The sequence below is a fragment of the Methylobacterium sp. C25 genome (genome assembly GCF_021352225.1).
Lineage (GTDB): Bacteria > Pseudomonadota > Alphaproteobacteria > Rhizobiales > Beijerinckiaceae > Methylobacterium.
In genome coordinates this window covers 142,953-163,275 of the sequence record NZ_JAAUVI010000001.1, presented here as the reverse complement: position 1 = coordinate 163,275, position 20,323 = coordinate 142,953, and the positions used below count along the sequence as shown (strand labels likewise).

Annotated in this window: 20 protein-coding genes; 18 read left to right on the top strand and 2 right to left on the bottom strand. The window is 66.4% G+C overall.

The window, feature by feature from the left end:
* The first annotated feature begins 9 nt into the window (after window positions 1–9).
* From murB to HCU64_RS00760, 9 genes are all read left to right on the top strand, one after another.
* Window positions 10–939: a UDP-N-acetylmuramate dehydrogenase gene (murB, locus tag HCU64_RS00800; RefSeq protein ID WP_233381901.1), complete on the top strand. Its 930-nt coding sequence runs from the start codon at window positions 10–12 to the stop codon at window positions 937–939.
* 49 nt (window positions 940–988) lie between these two features.
* Window positions 989–1,912 carry a D-alanine--D-alanine ligase gene (locus HCU64_RS00795; protein ID WP_233381900.1) on the top strand — a complete coding sequence of 308 codons (924 nt, stop codon included), beginning with the start codon at window positions 989–991 and terminating at the stop codon, window positions 1,910–1,912.
* Window positions 1,879–2,823 carry a cell division protein FtsQ/DivIB gene (locus HCU64_RS00790; RefSeq protein WP_233381899.1) on the top strand — a complete coding sequence of 315 codons (945 nt, stop codon included), beginning with the start codon at window positions 1,879–1,881 and terminating at the stop codon, window positions 2,821–2,823. The genes HCU64_RS00795 and HCU64_RS00790 overlap by 34 nt, the downstream gene beginning before the upstream one ends.
* A 63-nt stretch (window positions 2,824–2,886) precedes the next feature.
* Window positions 2,887–4,209: a cell division protein FtsA gene (gene ftsA / locus HCU64_RS00785; protein WP_233381898.1), complete on the top strand. Its 1,323-nt coding sequence runs from the start codon at window positions 2,887–2,889 to the stop codon at window positions 4,207–4,209.
* A gap of 100 nt (window positions 4,210–4,309) precedes the next feature.
* On the top strand, window positions 4,310–6,010 hold the full coding sequence (gene ftsZ, locus HCU64_RS00780) for a cell division protein FtsZ (RefSeq protein ID WP_233381897.1): 1,701 nt from the start codon (window positions 4,310–4,312) through the stop codon (window positions 6,008–6,010).
* Window positions 6,011–6,326: 316 nt separating this feature from the next.
* Window positions 6,327–7,274 (top strand): UDP-3-O-acyl-N-acetylglucosamine deacetylase, encoded by a 948-nt coding sequence (gene lpxC, locus HCU64_RS00775; RefSeq protein WP_233381896.1) that lies wholly within the window; start codon window positions 6,327–6,329, stop codon window positions 7,272–7,274.
* A 192-nt stretch (window positions 7,275–7,466) separates the two neighbouring features.
* Complete coding sequence (locus HCU64_RS00770) at window positions 7,467–8,363, top strand: outer membrane protein assembly factor BamD (protein ID WP_233381895.1); 897 nt, start codon at window positions 7,467–7,469, stop codon at window positions 8,361–8,363.
* A 135-nt stretch (window positions 8,364–8,498) separates the two neighbouring features.
* The gene (gene recN / locus HCU64_RS00765) at window positions 8,499–10,172 is read left to right on the top strand and encodes a DNA repair protein RecN (RefSeq protein ID WP_233381894.1); all 1,674 of its coding nucleotides are present in this window, start codon (window positions 8,499–8,501) and stop codon (window positions 10,170–10,172) included.
* A gap of 130 nt (window positions 10,173–10,302) precedes the next feature.
* The gene (locus HCU64_RS00760) at window positions 10,303–10,509 is read left to right on the top strand and encodes a hypothetical protein (protein WP_233381893.1); all 207 of its coding nucleotides are present in this window, start codon (window positions 10,303–10,305) and stop codon (window positions 10,507–10,509) included.
* A 9-nt stretch (window positions 10,510–10,518) separates the two neighbouring features.
* On the opposite strand, the gene HCU64_RS00755 is transcribed toward HCU64_RS00760, so the two are convergent.
* Window positions 10,519–10,797 (bottom strand): hypothetical protein, encoded by a 279-nt coding sequence (locus HCU64_RS00755; protein WP_442785883.1) that lies wholly within the window; start codon window positions 10,795–10,797, stop codon window positions 10,519–10,521.
* A 316-nt stretch (window positions 10,798–11,113) separates the two neighbouring features.
* On the opposite strand from HCU64_RS00755, the gene pstS reads away from it, so the two are divergent.
* The 6 genes from pstS to phoB all read left to right on the top strand — a co-directional run bounded on the left by pstS (window position 11,114) and on the right by phoB (window position 16,533).
* Complete coding sequence (gene pstS / locus HCU64_RS00750) at window positions 11,114–12,148, top strand: phosphate ABC transporter substrate-binding protein PstS (protein WP_233381892.1); 1,035 nt, start codon at window positions 11,114–11,116, stop codon at window positions 12,146–12,148.
* 138 nt (window positions 12,149–12,286) lie between these two features.
* Complete coding sequence (gene pstC / locus HCU64_RS00745) at window positions 12,287–13,261, top strand: phosphate ABC transporter permease subunit PstC (RefSeq protein WP_233381891.1); 975 nt, start codon at window positions 12,287–12,289, stop codon at window positions 13,259–13,261.
* A 19-nt stretch (window positions 13,262–13,280) separates the two neighbouring features.
* Window positions 13,281–14,186, top strand: coding sequence for a phosphate ABC transporter permease PstA (gene pstA, locus HCU64_RS00740; RefSeq protein WP_233381890.1), 906 nt, complete (start codon window positions 13,281–13,283; stop codon window positions 14,184–14,186).
* A 39-nt stretch (window positions 14,187–14,225) separates the two neighbouring features.
* On the top strand, window positions 14,226–15,041 hold the full coding sequence (pstB, locus tag HCU64_RS00735; protein WP_233381889.1) for a phosphate ABC transporter ATP-binding protein PstB: 816 nt from the start codon (window positions 14,226–14,228) through the stop codon (window positions 15,039–15,041).
* A 43-nt stretch (window positions 15,042–15,084) separates the two neighbouring features.
* Window positions 15,085–15,798 carry a phosphate signaling complex protein PhoU gene (gene phoU / locus HCU64_RS00730; protein ID WP_233381888.1) on the top strand — a complete coding sequence of 238 codons (714 nt, stop codon included), beginning with the start codon at window positions 15,085–15,087 and terminating at the stop codon, window positions 15,796–15,798.
* 36 nt (window positions 15,799–15,834) lie between these two features.
* The gene (phoB, locus tag HCU64_RS00725; RefSeq protein WP_233381887.1) at window positions 15,835–16,533 is read left to right on the top strand and encodes a phosphate regulon transcriptional regulator PhoB; all 699 of its coding nucleotides are present in this window, start codon (window positions 15,835–15,837) and stop codon (window positions 16,531–16,533) included.
* Between the two features lie 83 nt (window positions 16,534–16,616).
* Here the strand turns inward: phoB and HCU64_RS00720 are convergent, their stop codons facing one another.
* Complete coding sequence (locus tag HCU64_RS00720) at window positions 16,617–17,156, bottom strand: GcrA family cell cycle regulator (RefSeq protein WP_233381886.1); 540 nt, start codon at window positions 17,154–17,156, stop codon at window positions 16,617–16,619.
* A gap of 566 nt (window positions 17,157–17,722) precedes the next feature.
* On the opposite strand from HCU64_RS00720, the gene HCU64_RS00715 reads away from it, so the two are divergent.
* The 3 genes from HCU64_RS00715 (at window position 17,723) to HCU64_RS00705 (ending at window position 20,233) form a co-directional block, all read left to right on the top strand.
* Window positions 17,723–18,598: a cell envelope integrity EipB family protein gene (locus HCU64_RS00715; protein ID WP_233381885.1), complete on the top strand. Its 876-nt coding sequence runs from the start codon at window positions 17,723–17,725 to the stop codon at window positions 18,596–18,598.
* Window positions 18,599–18,766: 168 nt separating this feature from the next.
* The gene (locus HCU64_RS00710; RefSeq protein ID WP_233381884.1) at window positions 18,767–19,102 is read left to right on the top strand and encodes a hypothetical protein; all 336 of its coding nucleotides are present in this window, start codon (window positions 18,767–18,769) and stop codon (window positions 19,100–19,102) included.
* 186 nt (window positions 19,103–19,288) lie between these two features.
* Window positions 19,289–20,233 carry an exopolyphosphatase gene (locus HCU64_RS00705; RefSeq protein ID WP_233381883.1) on the top strand — a complete coding sequence of 315 codons (945 nt, stop codon included), beginning with the start codon at window positions 19,289–19,291 and terminating at the stop codon, window positions 20,231–20,233.
* Window positions 20,234–20,323: the final 90 nt, after the last annotated feature.

Below are 20,323 nucleotides of genomic sequence, written 5' to 3'. Positions count from 1 at the left end.
CGAGCCTCCATGGCCTCCACGACCCTCATCGACGACATCCGCGGCGCGGCACCGGCCCTGCGCGGGCGCCTGCTCGCGAACCAATCCCTTGCCGACCTGACCTGGTTCCGCGTCGGCGGTCCGGCCGAGGTGCTGTTCAGCCCGGCCGACGAGGAAGATCTCGCGCTGCTGCTCGGCGCGCTCGATCCGGCGATCCCGGTGACGGTGATCGGCCTCGGCTCGAACCTCATCGTGCGCGACGGCGGCATCCCCGGCGTCACCATCCGGCTCGGCGGCAAGCCCTTCGGCTCCGTGGAGATCGACGGCGAGAGCATCCGCGCAGGCACCGCGGTGCCGGACATGCGCCTCGCCAAGAGCGCGGCCGAAGCCTCGCTCGACGGTCTCGCGTTCTATCGCGGCATCCCCGGCTCCGTCGGCGGTGCGCTGCGCATGAATGCCGGTGCCCATGGCGGCGAGACCACCGACGTGCTGATCGAGGCCCGTGGCGTCGACCGCTTCGGGACATTGCGAACGCTCAAGCATGCCCAGATGGGCTTCTCCTACCGCCACTGCTCGGCGCCGGACGACATCATCTTCACGAGTGCGCTCTATCGCGGACGCCCCGGCAATCGCGAAGAGATCGAAGCCGAGATGGATCGCGTCACTGCGGCGCGCGAAGCCGCGCAGCCGATCCGCGAGCGCACCGGCGGCTCGACTTTCAAGAATCCCGAGGGCGGTAAGGCCTGGCAACTCGTCGACGCCGCCGGCTGTCGCGGCCTGACGCGCGGTGGCGCGCAGGTCTCGGAGATGCACTGCAACTTCCTGATCAACCGCGGCGGAGCCACTGCGGCCGACATCGAGGGGCTCGGCGAGGACGTGCGCCGTCGCGTCCGCGAGACCTCCGGCTACGAGCTTCACTGGGAGATCAAGCGCATCGGCGTCGCCGCCGAACCAGCCTGACCCCGAACGATTTCTCCGCGCCCCGCGGGGCCTGACCCGGAGCCCACCGATGCCGAAGCACGTCGCCGTCCTGATGGGCGGATGGTCCTCCGAGCGGCCGATCTCGCTCAGCTCGGGCAATGCCTGCGCGAAGGCGCTCGAGGGAGAGGGCTATCGAGTGACCGCGGTCGATGTCGGGCCGGACATCGCCACGGTGCTGACCCAGCTCAAGCCGGACGTGGCGCTGAACGCACTGCACGGCCCGGCCGGTGAGGACGGCACCATCCAGGGCCTGCTCGAAATCCTGAAGATTCCCTACACGCATTCCGGCGTGCTGGCCTCGGCGCTGGCGATGCACAAGGAACGTGCCAAGACGGTGCTGCATGCCGCTGGCGTCGCCGTGCCCCAGGGCTGCGTCGTTAACCGTTTCGTTGCAGCAAAGTCACACCCGCTGGCTCCGCCATACGTGATTAAGCCTATCGCCGAGGGCTCTTCAATGGGGGTGATTATCGTGCGCGATGAGCGCTCGCATCCGCCCCAGATCCTGGCCTCGGACGAGTGGACCTATGGCGAGGAAGTCCTTGCGGAAACTTACATTGCGGGCCGCGAGCTGACCTGCGCCGTGATGGGCGACAGGGCCCTCGGCGTCATCGAGATCAAGCCCGCTTCGGGGGAGTGGTACGACTTCGATGCGAAGTACGCCGAAGGGGGCTCGATCCACGTGCTCCCGGCAGAAATTAAACCGAATGTTTACCAGCGTGTCCAAGAGTTGTCGTTAACGGCGCATCAAGCACTCGGGTGCCGGGGCGTAAGCCGTGCCGACCTTCGTTACGACGACACGCCGGGGGGAACCGGGGCGCTCGTCGTCCTGGAGGTCAACACGCAACCCGGAATGACCCCGACGAGCCTTGTGCCGGAGATGGCGGCCCATGCGGGCTTGAGTTTCGGTGAGCTCGTTCGATGGATGGTGGAGGACGCCTCTCTGGGACGCTGAACCCCGCCGGGAATCCGGAAGGGGCCGGTTTCCCCGCGGCGATGGCAAATCGGCTGCAGGGTCTCCTGAAGCCGGTCCTGCGGACCCGCCGCTATCGGGCTTCTCTGCCGATCGAGGCGCGCATTCCCCGTGGACTCGGCGTGGCCCTCGTCGCCGGTACCATTGCCACCGTCTCTCTCTTCGGATTCGTCGCGAGCGGGCGTTACGACGCCTTCATCGTCGAGAACGGCCGGCCCCACGACATCCTGGCGCGCATCGCCGGTTTCGGTGTCGAGCGCGTGACGATTTCCGGCATCTCGCGGATGTACGAGCGCGAGGTCATGCAGGCTGCCGGCATCGACTGGCGCTCTTCCGTGCCGTTCCTCGACGTGAACGAGGTGCGCGAGAAGTTGATGGCCGTGCCGTTGATCGCCTCGGCTTCGGTGCGCAAGCTCTATCCCAACGAGATCGTCATCACGCAGGTCGAGCGTGAGCCGGCTGCCCTCTGGCAGAAGAACGGCGAGATCCGGGTGATCGCCGCCGACGGCACCGTGATCGACGAGATGCGCGACGAGCGCTACGCCAATCTGCCCCTGGTGGTCGGAGAGAACGCCAACGTCCACCTGCAGGAATATCTCAAGCTGATCGATGCGGCCGGCCCGCTCGGCGAGCGCGTGAAGGCCGGCAGCTACGTCTCCGGCCGGCGCTGGACGCTGAAGCTCGACGGCGTCGACATCCGCTTGCCCGAGACCGGCGCGAACGAGGCGCTCGCCCGTCTCGTCGACCTGGAGCGCAAGAACCAGCTTCTGGAGAAGGACATCATCGCGGTCGACCTTCGCATGGACGACCGGGTGGTGGTGCGATTGACCGAGGAGGCCGCAGCGGCCCGCGCGGAGGCGCGGAAGAAGACGAAGAAGGGAGCTGCGACATGACCGGCCCCCGACCCGCCTTAGCCGTCGACTTCGCTGCAGCGTCCTCTCTCCGGTAAGCGTCCCATGTCATCCCACCACGGCCTCACGCCGCGTATGAAACCCCTCTCCGCCCGGCGGAGCGCAACGTTGTCGATCCTCGACATCGGCACGAGCAAGGTCGTCTGCCTCATCGCCGAGCTGCAGCCGATGGAGCAGCTCTCGACGCTGCGCGGCCGCACGCACATCGCCCGTATCATCGGCATTGGCCACCAGCGCTCGGTCGGTCTCAAGGGTGGCGCCATCGTCGACCTCGAAGCCGCCGAGAACGCGATCCGCCAGGCGGTGCATGCCGCCGAGCGGATGGCGAAGGTCGAGGTCCAGTCGGTCATCGTGAACATGTCCGGTGGCCGCATCGCCTCGCAGCGCTTCGAGGCGCGGGTCAGCGTCCGCTCTGGCACCGTTACCGGTTCGGACGTCGAACGCGTGCTCGAGACCGCCAGCGCCCACGGCGTCGGTCCCGGCCGCACCGTCCTCCATGCCCTGCCGACGGGCTACGCCCTCGATGGTCAGGGCGCCGTGATCGATCCGTCGGGCATGATCGGCGAGATGCTCGGCGTCGACCTCCACGTCGTCACCAGCGAAGCCGCCGCGGCGCGCAACTTGATGCTCGCCGTCGAGCATTGCCATCTCGGCGTCGAGGGCGTCGTCGCGACTCCCTACGCCGCCGGCCTCTCCGTGCTCGTGGACGACGAGGCCGAGATCGGCTGCGCCGTCGTCGATATGGGCGGCGGCACCACCAGCGTCGGCGTGTTCTCCGGTGGCCACCTCGTACACACCGACGCAATCGCGGTCGGCGGCCATCACGTCACCATGGACATCGCCCGCGGCCTCTCGACCCGCGTCGCTGCGGCCGAGCGGCTGAAGACCCTCTACGGCTCGGCCATCTCCACCACCTCGGACGAGCGCGACATGATCGCGGTCCACGGTGTCGGCGAGGACGAGGCCGAGACGCCGAGCCACGTTCCGCGCTCGCATCTCGTTCGCATCATCAAGCCGCGGGTCGAGGAGATCCTCGAACTCGTCCGCGACCGGCTCCGCAAGGCCGGCTATGCGGCCCAGGCCGGTAACCGGCTCGTGCTCACGGGCGGCGCCAGCCAGCTCGTCGGCCTGCCGGAGACGGCGCGCCGGCTGATGCAGGGACAGGTCAGGATCGGGCGCCCGCTCGGCATCCGCGGCCTGCCCGAGGCGGCCAAGGGACCGAGCTTCTCGGCTGCGGTCGGCCTGCTGGTCTACCCGCAGGTCGCCCATGCTGAGCACTTCGAACCGCGCCGGCATCGCGCTTTGGCGGCGACGGGGACCAACGGATATTTCGGCCGCCTCACGCAGTGGATCGGCGAAAGCTTCTGAGACGGATTTGAACCCGGTCTCCCGCGAGGGAGGCCACCAACGAGAACCGGGCGCTCCAGGGCGCACACGCAAACGCTAAGAATCGAAGGGGCTTCACACCATGGCCATCTCCCTGCAAGCGCCGGACATCCGCGAACTCAAGCCCCGCATCACCGTGTTCGGTGTCGGTGGAGCCGGCGGCAACGCCGTCAACAACATGATCGAGTCGGGCCTGCTCGGCTGCGAGTTCGTCGTCGCCAACACTGATGCGCAGGCTCTGACCTCCTCGAAGGCCGAGCGCGTGATCCAGATGGGCCTCGGCGTCACCCAGGGCCTCGGCGCCGGCTCGCACCCGGAAGTCGGCTCGGCCGCTGCCGAGGAGGTCATCGACGAGATCCGTGACCAGCTCTCGGGCGCTCACATGTGCTTCATCACCGCCGGCATGGGCGGCGGCACCGGCACCGGCGCCGCTCCGGTCATCGCCCGCGCCGCCCGCGACATGGGCATCCTGACCGTGGGCGTCGTCACCAAGCCGTTCCAGTTCGAGGGCATGCGCCGCATGCGCACGGCCGATGCCGGCATCGCCGAGCTGCAGGCTGCCGTCGACACGCTGATCGTGATCCCGAACCAGAACCTGTTCCGGGTCGCCAATGAGAAGACCACCTTCGCCGATGCCTTCGCGATGGCCGACCAGGTGCTCTACTCGGGCGTCGCCTGCATCACCGACCTGATGGTCAAGGAAGGCCTGATCAACCTCGACTTCGCCGACGTACGCGCGATCATGCGCGGCATGGGCAAGGCCATGATGGGCACCGGCGAGGCCTCCGGCGAGAACCGCGCCCACCGCGCGGCCGAAGCCGCCATCGCCAACCCGCTCCTCGACGAAGTCTCGATGAAGGGTGCGCGCGGCCTGCTGATCTCGATCACCGGCGGCGCCGACTTGACCCTCTACGAGCTCGACGAGGCTGCCACCCGCATCCGCGAGGAGGTCGATTCCGAGGCCAACATCATCCTCGGCGCCACCTTCGACGAGAGCCTGGAAGGCATCATCCGCGTGTCGGTTGTCGCCACCGGCATCGAGCCCGCCCTGATCTCGGCGAACTCGCCGAACAGCCAGGTCGTCGCCGAGACCGAGCAGCGCATCGCCGAAGTCGCAGAGAAGCTGCGTGCCGAGGCCCGCGCTCGCGCTGCCCAGGCTGCTCCGCAGATCGCCCCGGCTCCCCGTCCGGTCGCCGAGATCCCGGCTGCCGCTCCGGTCGCCCCCGCTCCGCAGCCCGTTGCCGCCGAGTCCACTCCGGTCGCCGCGCCCGTCATGCGCGACGACGTCGTCCTGACGCAGGCCCCGCCGCGCGCTCCGGTCTCCTACGAGCAGCCGCAGGTCCAGGCTCCGGCCGTTGAGGCCGCCCCGGTCCAGAACGGCCCGTTCGTGCCGCCGCGCCCGCAGGTCGCCCGCGCTCCGCGGATGCCGCAGATCTCTGATCTGCCGCTCCACACCCAGGCCCAGATCCGCCAGAACCGTGGCGAGGCCCCGGCAGAGCCCGAGCAGGACTCCAAGCGCATGTCGCTGTTGCGCCGTCTGGCCACCGTCGGATTCGGCGGTCGCCGCGAGGAGGCCGAGGCTGCTCCGCTGCCGCAGATGCGTGCTCCGACGGCTCCGGTCGCTCCGCCGGCCCCGGCGGCCCGCGCTCCGGCCGTACAGCCGCCGCAGTATCGCCCTGCTCAGGGCAATCTCGACGCGCAAGGACGAGTCGCTCCTCAGTCGCGGCTGATGGACGACGATCATCTGGAGATCCCGGCTTTCCTCCGTCGCCAGGCGAACTGAGCCGTCTCCGACCGACCGTCTGAAGCCTTTTTACCACACACCCGGGGCCGGGAGGCCCCGGGCTTAACTGTTTGTTAGAGCATTGAGCAAATTGAGCTTTTGAAACTTTGTGGCGGAACCGTGGCTGTAACAGAACGTAAGAAACCGTGATTTGGCCGACCTGTGCAGTGCAGCTATAAATTTCCCCGGAACGAAAAGGCGCGGCTGTTTTCGAACGGTCAGTGCTCGCAGGGGCTTCAAGCAGCGGACGGACTGAGTGGGCGCCGTGCTCTCTTTCGAGGGCGTGTGTGCCGGGTCCTGGCCGAGGGCTAAGGGAATGCGGACGAACCAACAAACGACGCTGAAAGCGTCTATCTCCCTGAGCGGTATCGGCGTCCATTCGGGCAATCCGGTCGAGATCACGCTCCACCCGGCTCCCGCTAATGACGGGATCTGCTTCCTCCGAACCGGAATGCCCAACGGCAACGACCGGCTCATCAAGGCCCACCACGCCTGCGTGTCGGCCACCGAGCTCTGCACCGTCATCGGTGACGTAGAAAGCGGAGCGGTCGCCACCATCGAGCATCTGATGTCGGCCCTGTTCGGCCTCGGCATCGACAACTGCCTCGTCGAGATCGACGGCCCCGAGATGCCGATCCTCGACGGAAGCGCACTGCCCTTCGTCCGCGCCATCGACACCGCTGGGATCGCGTACTGCGCTGCACCGAAGCGCTGGATCAAGGTTCTCCGCCCCGTCCGTATCGAGGTCGACCGCGCCTTCGCCGAGCTTCGCCCGATCGACCGTGGCTTCCGCCTCGACGTCGAGATCGATTTCGAGAGCCCCGTCATCGGCCGCAGCCGCAAGGCGATGGATCTCAGCCCGGCGACGTACCGCCGCGAGATCGCCGGCGCCCGCACCTTCGGCATGATGAAGGACGTCGAGCGCTACTGGAAAGCCGGCTTCGCCCTCGGCGCGTCCCTCGAGAACACTGTCGCCGTCGGTGAGACCGACGTGGTCAACCCAGAGGGTCTGCGCTTCGCTGACGAGTTCGTCCGCCACAAGATCCTCGACGCGATCGGCGACCTCGCCCTCGCTGGTCTGCCGATCCAGGGTGCCTATCGCTCTTATTGCGGCGGCCACCGTATGAATGTCGGCGTCCTCACGGCGCTGTTCGCTGACCGCGCCAACTACCGCATCATCGAGGCCCAGAATACGCGCCGCGAGACCTCCCTGGTGGAGCTCGGCGCCGGCCTCGGCATCGCCGCCTTCGCGGCTGATCTGTAACCTCGGCGACACACCGGCACGCGTCCGGGGAAGTTGTCCCCCGGCGCCGCATCACCGCCGCTTTCACGCCCGAATCTGAAGCCACGGTTCACCGAACGTTAGGAGATGCGGTTTTCGCCGCGTATCGCCACGAGACGGTTCGAGGGACGCTGCCCGCCGCAGAGGCTGCGCCCGCATAAGGACGTGACAGGGATGCCTCTGACCTTCGCCAGGAAAGCCGCCGGCAGTGCCGCCCTCGCGGTCGTGCTCGTGTCGCTCAGCGCGTCTCCGGGCTTCTGTGCCTGGTACGACTCGCTGGATCCGTCCCAGTGGTTCGCCGAGAAGTACAAGCCGGAGGTCCAGCCGGACATCCCGGCCGACAAGCTCTACAGCGACGGCCTCGCCAACCTCGAGGATCGCAACTTCGAGATCGCCTCGCAGAAGTTCGAGGATCTCGACAAGCGCTATTCCGGCTCCGACTGGTCCCGCAAGGCGCTGCTGATGACGGCCTACTCGAACTACGAGGGGCAGAAGTACGACGACGCCATCAACGCATCGAAGCGCTATCTCCAGCGCCATCCGGCCACCAAGGATGCGGCTTACGCGCAGTATCTGATGGCGATGTCGCAGTACAAGCAGATCCCGGACGTCACCCGCGACCAGGACCGCTCCGAGAAGGCGCTGATCGCGCTGCAGGAACTCGTCCAGAAGTATCCGACCTCGGAATACGCTGCCGACGCCAAGGCCAAAATCCAGATCACCCGCGACCAGCTCGCCGGCAAGGAAATGGAAATCGGCCGCTTCTACCTGGAGCGCCGCAATTTCCCGGCCGCGATCAACCGCTTCCGCGACGTGGTCTCGAAGTACCAGACGACCCGCCACGCCGAAGAGGCGCTGGAGCGCCTGACCGAGGCCTACATGGCGCTCGGCATCACTGCCGAGGCCCAGACCGCGGCGGCTGTCCTCGGCCACAACTATCCGGACAGCCAGTGGTACAAGGACGCCTTCGCTCTGCTGCAGAACGGCGGCCTGGAGCCGCGCGAGGAGAAGTCCTCGTGGCTGTCCAAGATCTATCGCGGCGTCATCGGCCGCACCGCCGCCGCCGAATAAGCGGGGTCGCTCGTCGAGATCGGAAAGGGTGGAAGCGGCGACGCTTCCACCCTTTCTCATTTTGGGCGTGAAGTCCGTGGCGCTTCCGCCTAAACAGCAGGAACCGTCCCTAACAGCCAAGGCGCGCCGCGCGGCATGCTGGTCCAGCTCGCGATCCGCGACATCGTTCTCATCGACAAGCTCGCGCTGAATTTCACCGAGGGGCTGAGTGTCCTCACCGGCGAGACGGGTGCGGGCAAGTCGATCCTGCTCGACGCCTTCGCCTTGGCCCTGGGCGGACGCGGCGATGGCGGCCTCGTGCGCCACGGCGAGAGCCAGGGCGCGGTCACGGCTGTGTTCGATGCCCCGATGGATCATCCCGCGCGAAGGATCGCGCAGGAGGCCGAGATCGACACCGAGGGCGACTTGATCCTGCGCCGCACGCAATTCGCGGACGGTCGCACCCGCGCCTTCGTCAACGACCAGCCTGTTGGCGTCCAGGTGCTGCGCGCCATCGGCGCCGCCCTCGTCGAGATCCACGGCCAGCACGACGACCGCGCGCTTGCCGACCCGGCGACCCACCGCGCCATCCTCGACGCGTTCGGCGGCCTGCAGAAGCCGCTCGCGGCGACGGCCCAGGCCGCCAAGCGCGTCCGCACCGCGCGCGAAAAGCTCACCGAGCACCGCGCCCGCGTCGACGCCGTGCGGAAGGAGGCCGACTTCCTGCGGCACGCCGTCGAGGAACTGGCGGCCCTCGATCCGCAGGACGGTGAAGAAGCCTCGCTCGCCGAGCGCCGCACCGTGATGCAGCAGGGCGAGAAGGTCGCACGCGAGCTGAACGAAGCCCTCGATGCGGTCGGCGGCCCGAACTCCGCGGTGCCTCATCTCTCGGCGGCCGTGCGCAAGCTCGAACGTCGGGCTGCACAAGCGCCCACCCTCGTCGAGCCTTGCGTCGCCGCCCTCGACGCCGCGCTGCTCGCCCTCGACGATGCCCGCACCGCCCTCGATGCGGCGATCCTGGAAGCGGAATTCGATCCGCGCGAACTCGAGCGCGTCGAGGAGCGGCTGTTCGCGCTCCGCGCCGCATCCCGCAAATACGATGTTGCTGCGGACGAGCTGGCGCGTCTGCGCGAGCGCTACGTTGCCGATGTTGCCGCCATCGATGCCGGCGAGGAGGCCCTCGGTGGTCTGGAGCGCGACCTCGGCGAGGCCGAGGCCGATTATGCCAAGGCCGCCAAGACCCTGAGCGACGGCCGTGTCCGCGCGGCGAAGTCCCTCGACGGCGCCGTGAAGGCCGAGCTGCCTCCGCTGAAACTGGAGCGCGCCCGCTTCATCACCCAGATTCTCACCGATCCGGAATCGCGGGATGCCGCTGGGATCGACCGGGTCGAGTTCCACGCGCAGACCAATCCGGGCACGAAGCCCGGACCGATGATGAAGGTGGCGTCCGGCGGCGAGCTCTCGCGCTTCATGCTGGCACTGAAGGTGGTGCTCGCGGACAAGGGTTCGGCTCCGACCCTGATTTTCGACGAGATCGATACGGGTGTCGGAGGGGCGGTGGCGGATGCCATCGGTCAGCGCCTGGCACGCCTCTCGGACCGGGTTCAGGTCGTGTCGGTCACCCATGCCCCTCAGGTCGCGGCACGGGCGGGTACCCATTTTCTGATCGCCAAGGACGCGGTCCGGGGAGCGGACCGAGTCGCCACCCGGGTCGCCTCATTGGCGAGCGAGGCGCGCCGCGAGGAAATCGCCCGGATGCTGGCCGGCGCGACCGTAACCGACGAAGCGCGTGCCGCCGCGGCGAGATTGCTGGAATCTTCCGACGCCTGATCAGAAAAGCAACGGAAACCCAACCTTAACCATAAACCTTTGTTAACCATGCTGCGCGACCTTGATCCGAGACGAATTCGATCGCGCGGGCAGTCACCGCGTCGTTGGGTGGAAACAAGGTCCCCGGTTTATGGCACAGGTTGCCCTGCAGGCTGACGCCGGCATCTCCGAGCACAAGCATCCTGTTCTCTGCGGGGAGGCGCGTGAACGTCTCGGCGTCGCGCTGAGAGCTGTCTACGAAGGGGCCGTCGAGACCCAGCCGCTCCCGGACGTCCAGGTCGACCTGTTGCTCCGGCTTCGTCACAAGGAGCGGGACCGGCAGCGCTCTGCTGCCTGATCTTCGGCTCTACCAGCGTCTGGCGCCCGGCTGCCGCTTGTACTCGGCAGCACGAATCAGGGTCATGACCCGGTCGAGGTCCTTGAGCAGAGATGCTTCGAGCATGCGGGCCTGCTCGATGTCGGCATGCTCGGTTCCGTAGCGCTGCCGCTGCTGGGCCAAGGTGAGTTCGCGCTCGATCGACTCCCGCTCGCTGTGAAGCGCTAGGAAGGCTGCATCTTGCGGGCTGATCGGCGAAGCCGCATCAGCCGATGGGGGCGGATTCTCCGCCACGCTTGCATTCTCCACGTCGAGCATCCGATACGCCGCAATCGATGAACGCGGCCGGGTTCGTCGTCGGCGCTGTACGAGCCTGACCGCTACCAACGCATAGGTATGCAAGCGGGTTCGGATCCTCGGTAACGCAGCGCACGCTGGCGCCTATCAAGCACTTTCTTCACGGGTTCGTGAAGCCAGTCCACCGTTGTCATGCAGCTGTCATGTCACCGTCATATGGCCGGCGGCGTCGGGAGACTAAGGCCGCCTTGCGAATAGGGCTTGGCATCCGCCGACGAGAGCGCGGCGTGAGCGCTCCGGCCATTCGCCGACACGACACGGAGATGAAATGAAACCCTTCGCCTTCGCGCTGGCCCTCGGTCTCGCGACCGTCCAGCTCGCCTCCTCCGCGCTCGCCGCCGACATCACCGGCGCCGGCGCCACCTTCCCCTTCCCGGTCTACTCCAAGTGGGCCGAAGCCTACCGCAAGGAGAGCGGCAACGGCCTGAATTATCAGTCGATCGGCTCCGGCGGCGGCATCAAGCAGATCCAGGCCAAGACCGTCGATTTCGGCGCGACCGATGCTCCGCTCAAGGGTGAGCAACTCGCGAAGGACGGCCTGATCCAGTTCCCGACCGTCATGGGCGGCGTCGTGACCGTGGTGAACATCGCCGGTCTCGAGCCTGGCAAGCTCAAGCTCACCGGCGACATCATCGCCGACATCTACGCCGGCAAGATCTCCAAGTGGTCGGACCCGAAGATCGCCAAGCTCAACGAGGGGCTGAAGCTTCCCGAGGCGAACATCACCCCGGTCTACCGTTCGGACGCCTCCGGCACCACGAACATCTTCACGACCTACCTGTCGTCGGTTTCCGAGGGCTGGAAGAAGGAGTTCGGCGCTGCGACGACGATCTCCTGGCCGGCCGGTCAGGGCGGCAAGGGCAACGAGGGCGTCACCGCCAACGTGAAGCAGGTCCCGAACTCGATCGGCTACGTCGAGTCCGCCTACGCCAAGCAGAACAAGCTTGCCTATGCCCTGATCCAGAACAAGGCCGGCAAGTACCCGACGCCTGACGACAAGGCCTTCCAGGCCGCTGCCGCCAGCGCCGATTGGAAGGCCTCTCCGGGCTTCGGCATCTCGCTGACCAACCAGGCCGGCGACGACGCTTGGCCGATCACCGCCGCGACCTTCATCCTGGTCCACAAGGAAGCCGCTGACGCCGCCAAGACGGCCGACGTGCTCAAGTTCTTCGACTGGGCCTACAAGAACGGCGGCAAGCTCGCCTCCGATCTCGACTACGTGCCGCTGCCGGCCAACGTCGTCGGCCTGATCCACGACGAGTGGAAGACCATCCAGACCAAGGACGGCAAGCCCGTCCTCTGACCCGACCCGGCTCCTCCCCGCTCGGGGAGGAGCCATCTCGCCCCGCTCCCGGAAGGGGAGGGGCGATGAACGCAGACCCTTGCGCTCGCCTCGTATGCCCGCCCGCGTTAAACGCCCCGCACCCAAGAGCATCAGCGGATGACCGCTTTGACCGAACAGATCGCCCTGGCCAGCGACACACGCTCGAGCCGAACCAAGCCGAGCAGGGGGCTCGACCGCGCCTTCCACTTGGCCGCCGTCAGCTCCGCCATGCTGGTCCTGCTGGTGCTCGCCGGCATCCTAGGCTCGATCGTCTACGGGGGCTGGCCCGCCTTCCGGGAATTCGGCTTCGGCTTCGTCACCTCGAGCGCCTGGAACGTTGGCACCGAGCAGTACGGTGCCCTCGTCGCCGTGATCGGCACGCTCGCCTCGGCCTTCCTCGCCCTGCTGATCGGCGTGCCGATCTCCATTGGTATCGCGGTCTACCTGACGCAGCTCTGCCCGGGCTGGGCCCGTAAGCCCGTCGCCATGACGATCGAGTTGCTCGCGTCGGTGCCGAGCATCATTTACGGCATGTGGGGCCTGTTCATCTTCGCCCCGCTCTTCGCGCGCTACATCCAGATCCCGGTCTCGAACGTGGTCGAGGGGCTGCCGATCGTCGGCACCATCCTCTATGCCCGCGTCCCGTCGGGCGTCGGCGTGCTCACCGCCGGCATCATCCTCGCGATCATGATCGTGCCCTTCGTGGCCTCGATCACCCGCGACATGCTCGACCAGATCCCAACCGTGCTGCGTGAGAGCGCCTACGGGATCGGCTGCACCACTTGGGAAGTCGTTCGCCACGTCCTGGTGCCGCAGGCTTCGGTCTCGATCATCGGCGCGATCATGCTCGGCCTCGGCCGCGCGCTCGGCGAGACCATGGCGGTGACGTTCGTGGTCGGCAACGCCAATCGCCTGTCGGCCTCTATCTTCGATCCGAGCTCGACCATCGCCTCGCGCATCGCCAACGAGTTCAACGAGGCCGATGGCATGCAGCTCAACGCGCTGATGGCGCTTGGCTGCCTGCTCTTCGTCATCACCTTCATCGTCCTGATCATCGCCCGGCTGCTGACGCGCCGCGCGAAGGTCGCCTGAGCGACAGGAGCCTCGACCGATGGACGCCCAGAACCCTATCCTCGCCCCGGCCCCGGCCGGTGCGCCCTCGCTTCGCGCCAACCGGGTGCGCCCCGGCCGCCGCGTCGCCGACAAGATCCTGATCACCGCGAGCACCGCGGCGACGATGCTCGGCATCCTGGTGCTCGGCTCGATCCTGCTCATGCTCATCGTCGAGGGCGTGAAGGGCTTCTCGCCCCTGCTGTTTACCCAGCCGACGCCCGGACCGGGCACGGAAGGCGGCGGCATCGCCAACGCCATCGTCGGCAGCATGGTGCTCACCTTCCTCGGCATCGTGATTGCGACGCCGGTCGGCCTGATGGCCGGAACCTTCCTCGCCGAATACGGTCGCGGCTCGAAGCTCGCGGATGTGATCCGCTTCCTCAACGACATCCTGCTCTCGGCGCCGTCGATCCTGATCGGCCTGTTCGTCTACACCCTGATGGTGCGGCCGATGGGGAGCTATTCGGGCTGGGCTGGCGGCGTGGCGCTCGCCATCATCGCGACCCCGGTCATCGTGCGCACCACCGAGGACATGCTGCGTCTCGTCCCGAGCCAGATGCGTGAGGCCGGTGCCGCGCTCGGTGCTCCGCCCTCCCACGTGATCAAGACGATCACCTGGCGGGCCGCTTCGGCTGGCATCGTCACCGGCATCATTCTGGCGCTCGCCCGCATCGCCGGAGAGACCGCGCCGCTGCTCTTCACCGCGCTGAACAACAACAACTGGTTCAACGCCAACCTGCTCGGCGGCATCCCGAACCTGCCGGTGATGATCTACCAGTTCGCCCTCTCGCCCTATTCGAACTGGCAGGGGCTCGCCTGGTCCGGCGCGCTGCTGATCACGATCACCATCCTCGCGCTGTCCGTGATCGCGCGCATCGTCGTCAAGGATCAGCGGGCGCGCTGAGCGCGGCCCGCCCTGCAACCCGCCAAGGACTCTGACACCATGAGCCCGACTTCCACGCTGAGCAGCCAGCTCACCAGCCGCAACCCCGCCGACGAGACCGCTCCGGTCCGCATCGCGGTCAAGGACCTGAACTTCTATTATGGCCAGTTCCACGGCCTGAAGAACGTCAACCTGAACTTCCACGACCGTCAGGTGACTGCGCTGATCGGCCCGTCGGGCTGCGGAAAGTCCACGCTGCTGCGCACCTTCAACCGGATCTACTCGCTCTATCCGGAGCAGCGCGCCACCGGCCAGATCCTGCTCGACGGCCAGAACGTGCTCGACCCCAAGATCGACCTCAACGAGCTGCGCGCTCGCGTCGGCATGGTCTTCCAGAAGCCCACGCCCTTCCCGATGTCGATCTACGACAACGTCGCCTTTGGCCTGCGCCTCTACGAGCGTCTGCCGAAGTCCGAGCTCGATGGCCGCGTCGAAGACGCCTTGCGCAAGTCGGCTTTGTGGGACGAGGTGAAAGACAAGCTGAAGCAGGCCGGCACCGGCCTCTCCGGCGGTCAGCAGCAGCGCCTCTGCATCGCCCGCTCGGTCGCCCAGCGTCCCGAGGTCATTCTGTTCGACGAACCGACTTCGGCCCTCGACCCAATCTCCACGGGCCGCATCGAGGAGCTGATCGAGCAGCTGCGCAACGAGTTCACGATCGTGATCGTGACGCACAACATGCAGCAGGCCGCCCGCATCTCGCAGTTCACGGCCTTCATGTATCTCGGCGAGCTGATCGAGTTCGCGCCGACCACCAAGATGTTCATGAACCCCGAAAAGCGTCAGACGCAGGACTACATCACCGGCCGCTTCGGCTGAGCCTGTCGTCTCCTATCGAACTGGCCCGCGCCGGAGCCCGTACATGTCCGAACATATCGTCTCTTCCTACGACCAGGATCTCGAAGACCTTCGCCGCCAGATCGCGGAGATGGGCGGCGTCGCCGAGAAGATGATGGCCGACGCCACGGTGGCGTTGGTCCGTCGCGACACGGCGCTGGCTCAGACTGTCATTACCTCCGACAAGCGTCTCGACGTGCTTCAGCGCGAGATCGAGGAGCGCTCGGTGCTGCTCATCGCGCGCCGCCAGCCGCTCGCCATCGACTTGCGCGAGACCATCTCCGGCATCCGTGTCTCGGGCGACCTCGAGCGGATCGGCGATCTCGCCAAGAACATCGCCAAGCGTGTGGTTGCGATCGCCGACCAGACCCAGCCGCAGAAGATCGTGCTCGGCGTGGAGCACATGAGCGACCTCGTGCAGGAGCAGCTCAAGGATGTGCTCGACGCCTATGCGAGCCGCAACCTCGACGCCGCCCACAACGTCTGGGAGCGCGATGGCGCGATCGACGCGCTCTACAATTCGCTGTTTCGCGAACTCCTGACCTACATGATGGAAGATCCGCGCAACATCTCGTTCTGCACGCATCTCCTGTTCTGCGCCAAGAACGTCGAACGCATCGGCGATCACACCACCAACATCGCCGAGACGATCCATTATCTCGTCACAGGTGAAACTTTGGCGGGAGAGCGCCCGAAGAATGATGCGTCGAACTATGCGACGGTCAAGCCGGGCGCATAGGATTAGAGCGCTCCCCTCTACTCAGCCGGCCGGCCAATGCACGCCAAAATCCTGATCGTTGAGGACGAAGAATCCCTCACGACGCTGCTGCGCTACAACCTCGAAGCCGAAGGTTTCGAGGTCACCTGCGCGGCGCGCGGTGACGAAGCCGACCTGCTGCTGCGCGAGCAGCTTCCCGACCTCATCCTGCTCGACTGGATGGTGCCGGGTCTGTCGGGGATCGAGCTGTGCCGGCGCATCCGCGCCCGCCGCGAGACCGAGCAGTTGCCCGTCATCATGCTGACGGCGCGCGGCGAGGAGGGCGATCGCGTCCGCGGCCTCGCCACGGGCGCCGACGACTACATCGTCAAGCCGTTCTCGGTGCCTGAATTGCTCGCTCGGGTCAGAGCCCTTCTGCGCCGGACCAAGCCGGCCCATGTAGCGGGGACGCTCCTGGCCGGCGACATCGAGCTCGATCGGGTCAGCCACCGCATCCGCCGCTCGGGCCGCGAGATCCATCTCGGCCCGACGGAGTTCAAGCTGCTCGAATTCCTGATGCGCAGCCCCGGGCGGGTCTTTTCACGCGAGCAGCTCCTCGATGGTGTCTGGGGCCACGACGTCTATATCGACGAGCGCACCGTCGACGTGCATGTTGGTCGCCTGCGCAAGGCCATCAACCGGCCCAAGCAGAGCGATCCAATCCGTACCGTGCGCGGTTCCGGCTACTCGTTCGACGAGATGTTCACGGAAGTCTGAAACCTCCCGCGGCACAACAAAGCCGCCGGACGATCATCCGACGGCTTCGGGCCGGCGCCACAGCGCCGGGCAATTCCGACAATCTAGCGGATGCCGGCAACGCGGCGGTCGCGCTTGCGCTCGGCGGCAGGCTGGTAGGCAATCTGCGCATGCTGCGTGCAATAGGGCAGGCCGGTGATCGCGCGACCGCCGCAGAAGCGGAAATCCGGCGAGGTCGGGTCGCCGAGCGGCCAGCGGCACATCGACTCCCGAAGATCCATGATCGTGACCCGCTCCGAGACGGCGAGGCCGTTCGGCTCCCTGGCTGCGGGCGGCGGCGTGATCGGGAACGACGGAGCCGGTCGATGCGAGATCACCGCCGGCGGCTCGGAGATGGTCTGCTCGCTGGCGAGCGCGACGGCGGCCTCAGATTCCGTTTCCACCTTCTTGCGGCCGGTAACCTGGCCGGCGCCGTTCGGCTTCACTCGGCCGGCGAGGCCAAGACGATGCACCTTGCCGATGACCGCGTTGCGGGTGACGCCGCCGAGCTGAGCCGCGATCTGGCTCGCACTCAGGCCGTCTTCCCACAGGCGGCGGAGCAGCTCGACGCGCTCGTCCGTCCAGCTCGGGATTGCTTCCACCATGGCCCCCTCCGATTCAATCGCGCTCATCGATGGCCCGGTGCTCCGCGCAGTCGTGTTGGTTGGCGATACGCAACAAGCCCGCCACGCGCGTTCCGGCGACCTGTCGATGACGTCCGCCGAGCCCTCTCCCGGTGGACGGATGGACCCTACAGGAGGGCTCGTTACCGGTGCAAGCGTCGCGTTTAGTACGGTGACGGTTTCCACCGACAAAGCTTGTTGCGCGGCTGGAAATTTCCGGCATGAGAAGCGTTCAATAGGATTTCGTACGTCAAGTGCGCGAAAACAACGATCCACATCGGGCACAATGCAGATTTCGAGACATTCCAAAAAGTCGGGATTGTTCGGCTGAGCGTGGCGTCAAGATAATAATTTCGATTTTTGTTGCCGTGGGACGCATATTTGGGCTTGCAATTGCGATCGGATAGTATTCTCGACGTGGCGCGGCGCAGGTTTGTCGTGCGCGATCAAGCACCTATGTGAGAGGCGGACCGGCCCACGATCCGGCCCCAGAATGCCCACGATCCGGGTTTCTCTGGTGCCACGAACACAGTCCTTCGGGAGATATCATGCGCCTTCGCTACGCGACCGCCTTCGCATTCCTCGCGTCCGCGATGCCCGCCGGCGCCGCACCGGCGCAAGGCGCACCCGCCACGCCCGCCGACGCGCCGATCCGGCTCGCCAACCATCGTGCGGTCTACGACCTGTCCCTCGCCAAGAGCGAGGGCACCCGCGCGGTCGAGACCGCACAGGGACGGATCGTCATCGATTTCTCGGGGGATGCCTGCAAGGGCTACACGATCCAGACCCGGCAGGTGACGATCCTTTCCTCCGGCGAGACCGGAGAGCGCACGTCGGACCTGCGTAACACCACCTACGAGACCGGCGACGGCAAAAGTCTGCGCTTCAAGACCGGCGCTGTCCTCAATAACGTGCCGTCTCCGGCGATCGACGGAACGGCCGAGGCCTCCGACGAGGGTGTGAAGGTCAAGCTGAAGGAGCCCAAGCGCGACCAGTACAAGGTCGACGGCACGGTGCTGTTTCCGAGCCATCACATGCTGAGGCTGATCGAGGCCGCCCGGAAGGGCGAGACCACGGTTGCGGTGAAAGTGTTCGACGGCTCCGACGACGGACGCAAGGTCTACGACACGCTGGCCGTGATCGGGCGGCCCTCCGCCACACCCGCGGCAGCCAACACCGACCGCGACAAGCCTCTGCGGGAGGGTGAGATGGCCAAGATGCGCCGCTGGCCGGTGACGCTCAGCTACTTCACGCAGGGCGAAGGTGAACGCACTCCGATCTACACCTTGAGCTTCGACCTCTACGAGAACGGCGTCAGCGGCGCGATCCACCTCGATTACGGCGACTTCGCCATCGATGGCACTGTCAGCCGCTTCGACATGGCCAAGGCCGATCCGAAAGCGGAAGGGGAGTGCGGGAAGTAGCCGGCACTCGTTCCTCGCGACTGCGGCAATGCCGATCGGCAAGGCTGCAAAGCACCCGACGCACAGGTTCCGGCATAGCCAGTCGTGGCACGCCGGGGCCGGACATCGGCCAGAAACGAAAGCCCCCCAGAGAAGCTGCCGCTCGCTCTTCTTTGGACGGTCACCGACATGACGCTGCTTGGTTCCGGGACGCTGGCCCTTGCCGTGGCGTTCACCATCGCGGTTCTGGGCTGGACCAGATCGACGCCGCGCCGGATGTCCGGCGGTTGCCTGTGCAGCCTCAGAGTGCTGGCAATTGTCGCGCTCGCATCCGCCGTTGCGCTGGCTTCGGCCTCACCGTCTTTTGCGCGCCGCTCTCGCGGGACGCAGACCAGTGCCGCGACCGCGACGCCGGCCAATGCCGGCGAGGCCGTCTGCCGGACGCGGGCACGCGACTACGCCTACGACAAGCACGCCGATCCCGGCCAGGAACGTCGCTTCTTCGAAACGTGCATGGGCCGCTGACCGAGACGGCGACGCGTGAAGGCTCTGCCGAACGCCGTCTTGAAGAAGTGTCGCCTGGAACATGCCGATGCCAGACGCGACGGTGTCGATTTGTTTTCCATTTTTTGAACCCGGCCGATCTTCTTACCTCGTCTTAAGGTGCAACCGAGAAAGTCTTTTCCGAGAGCAGGAAAGGACCGATCATCCATGTCCAAGCAAACCTACCGGCTGGTGACGCGCAGTGATTTCGACGGACTCGTGTGCGGCATGCTGCTGCGCGAGGCCGGCCTGATCGACGACATCAAGTTCGTTCACCCGAAGGACATGCAGGACGGCATCGTTCCGATCACCGATCGCGACATCATCACGAACCTGCCCTACGTTGCAGGCTGCCACATGGCCTTCGATCACCATTCGAGCGAGGCCAAGCGCGCCGGTGGCGAGACCCGCGCCAACCACGTCATCGACCCGAACGCTCCTTCGGCCGCCCGAGTGGTCTACGACTATTACGGTGGTGCTGCCGCTTTCCCGAAGATCGGCGCGGACCTGATGGCTGCCGTCGACAAGGCGGATTCCGCCCAGTTCAGCCGCGAGGAGATCCTCCACCCCCAGGGCTGGGTCCTGATGAACTTCCTGATGGATTCGCGCACGGGCCTCGGCCGTTTCCGCAGCTTCCGCATCTCGAACTACGAGCTCATGATGCAGCTCATCGAGAATTGCCGCGACCTCACCGTCGAGCAGGTTCTCGCGCTTCCGGACGTTCAGGAGCGCGTCGAGATGTACATGGCGCACCGGGATCTCTTCCGCGCCCAGCTTCAGCGCTGCGCCCGGGTACACGGCAAGCTCGTCGTGCTCGATCTGCGCGAAGAGGATGTGATCTACGCCGGCAACCGTTTCATGATCTACGCGCTGTTTCCGGACTGCGACATCTCGGTGCACGTCATGTGGGGTATGAAGCAGCAGAACACCGTCTTCGCCGTCGGCAAGTCGATCCTCGACCGCGGCTCCGCCGTCGATGTCGGTTCGGTCTGCCTCGGCTATGGAGGCGGTGGTCACAAGGCGGCCGGCACGTGCCAGATCGCCAACGACCAGGCCGAGCGCGTGAAGAACGAGCTGATTGGCGCGCTCAACCCGATGATGCAGGCTGCCTGAGCGGAGCTGCACCTATCCAGTGCTGATCGACCATCCGAAGGCCGCGCGCTGAAGAAGCGCGCGGCCTTCGGCTGTTGTCGCTGGGCGGAA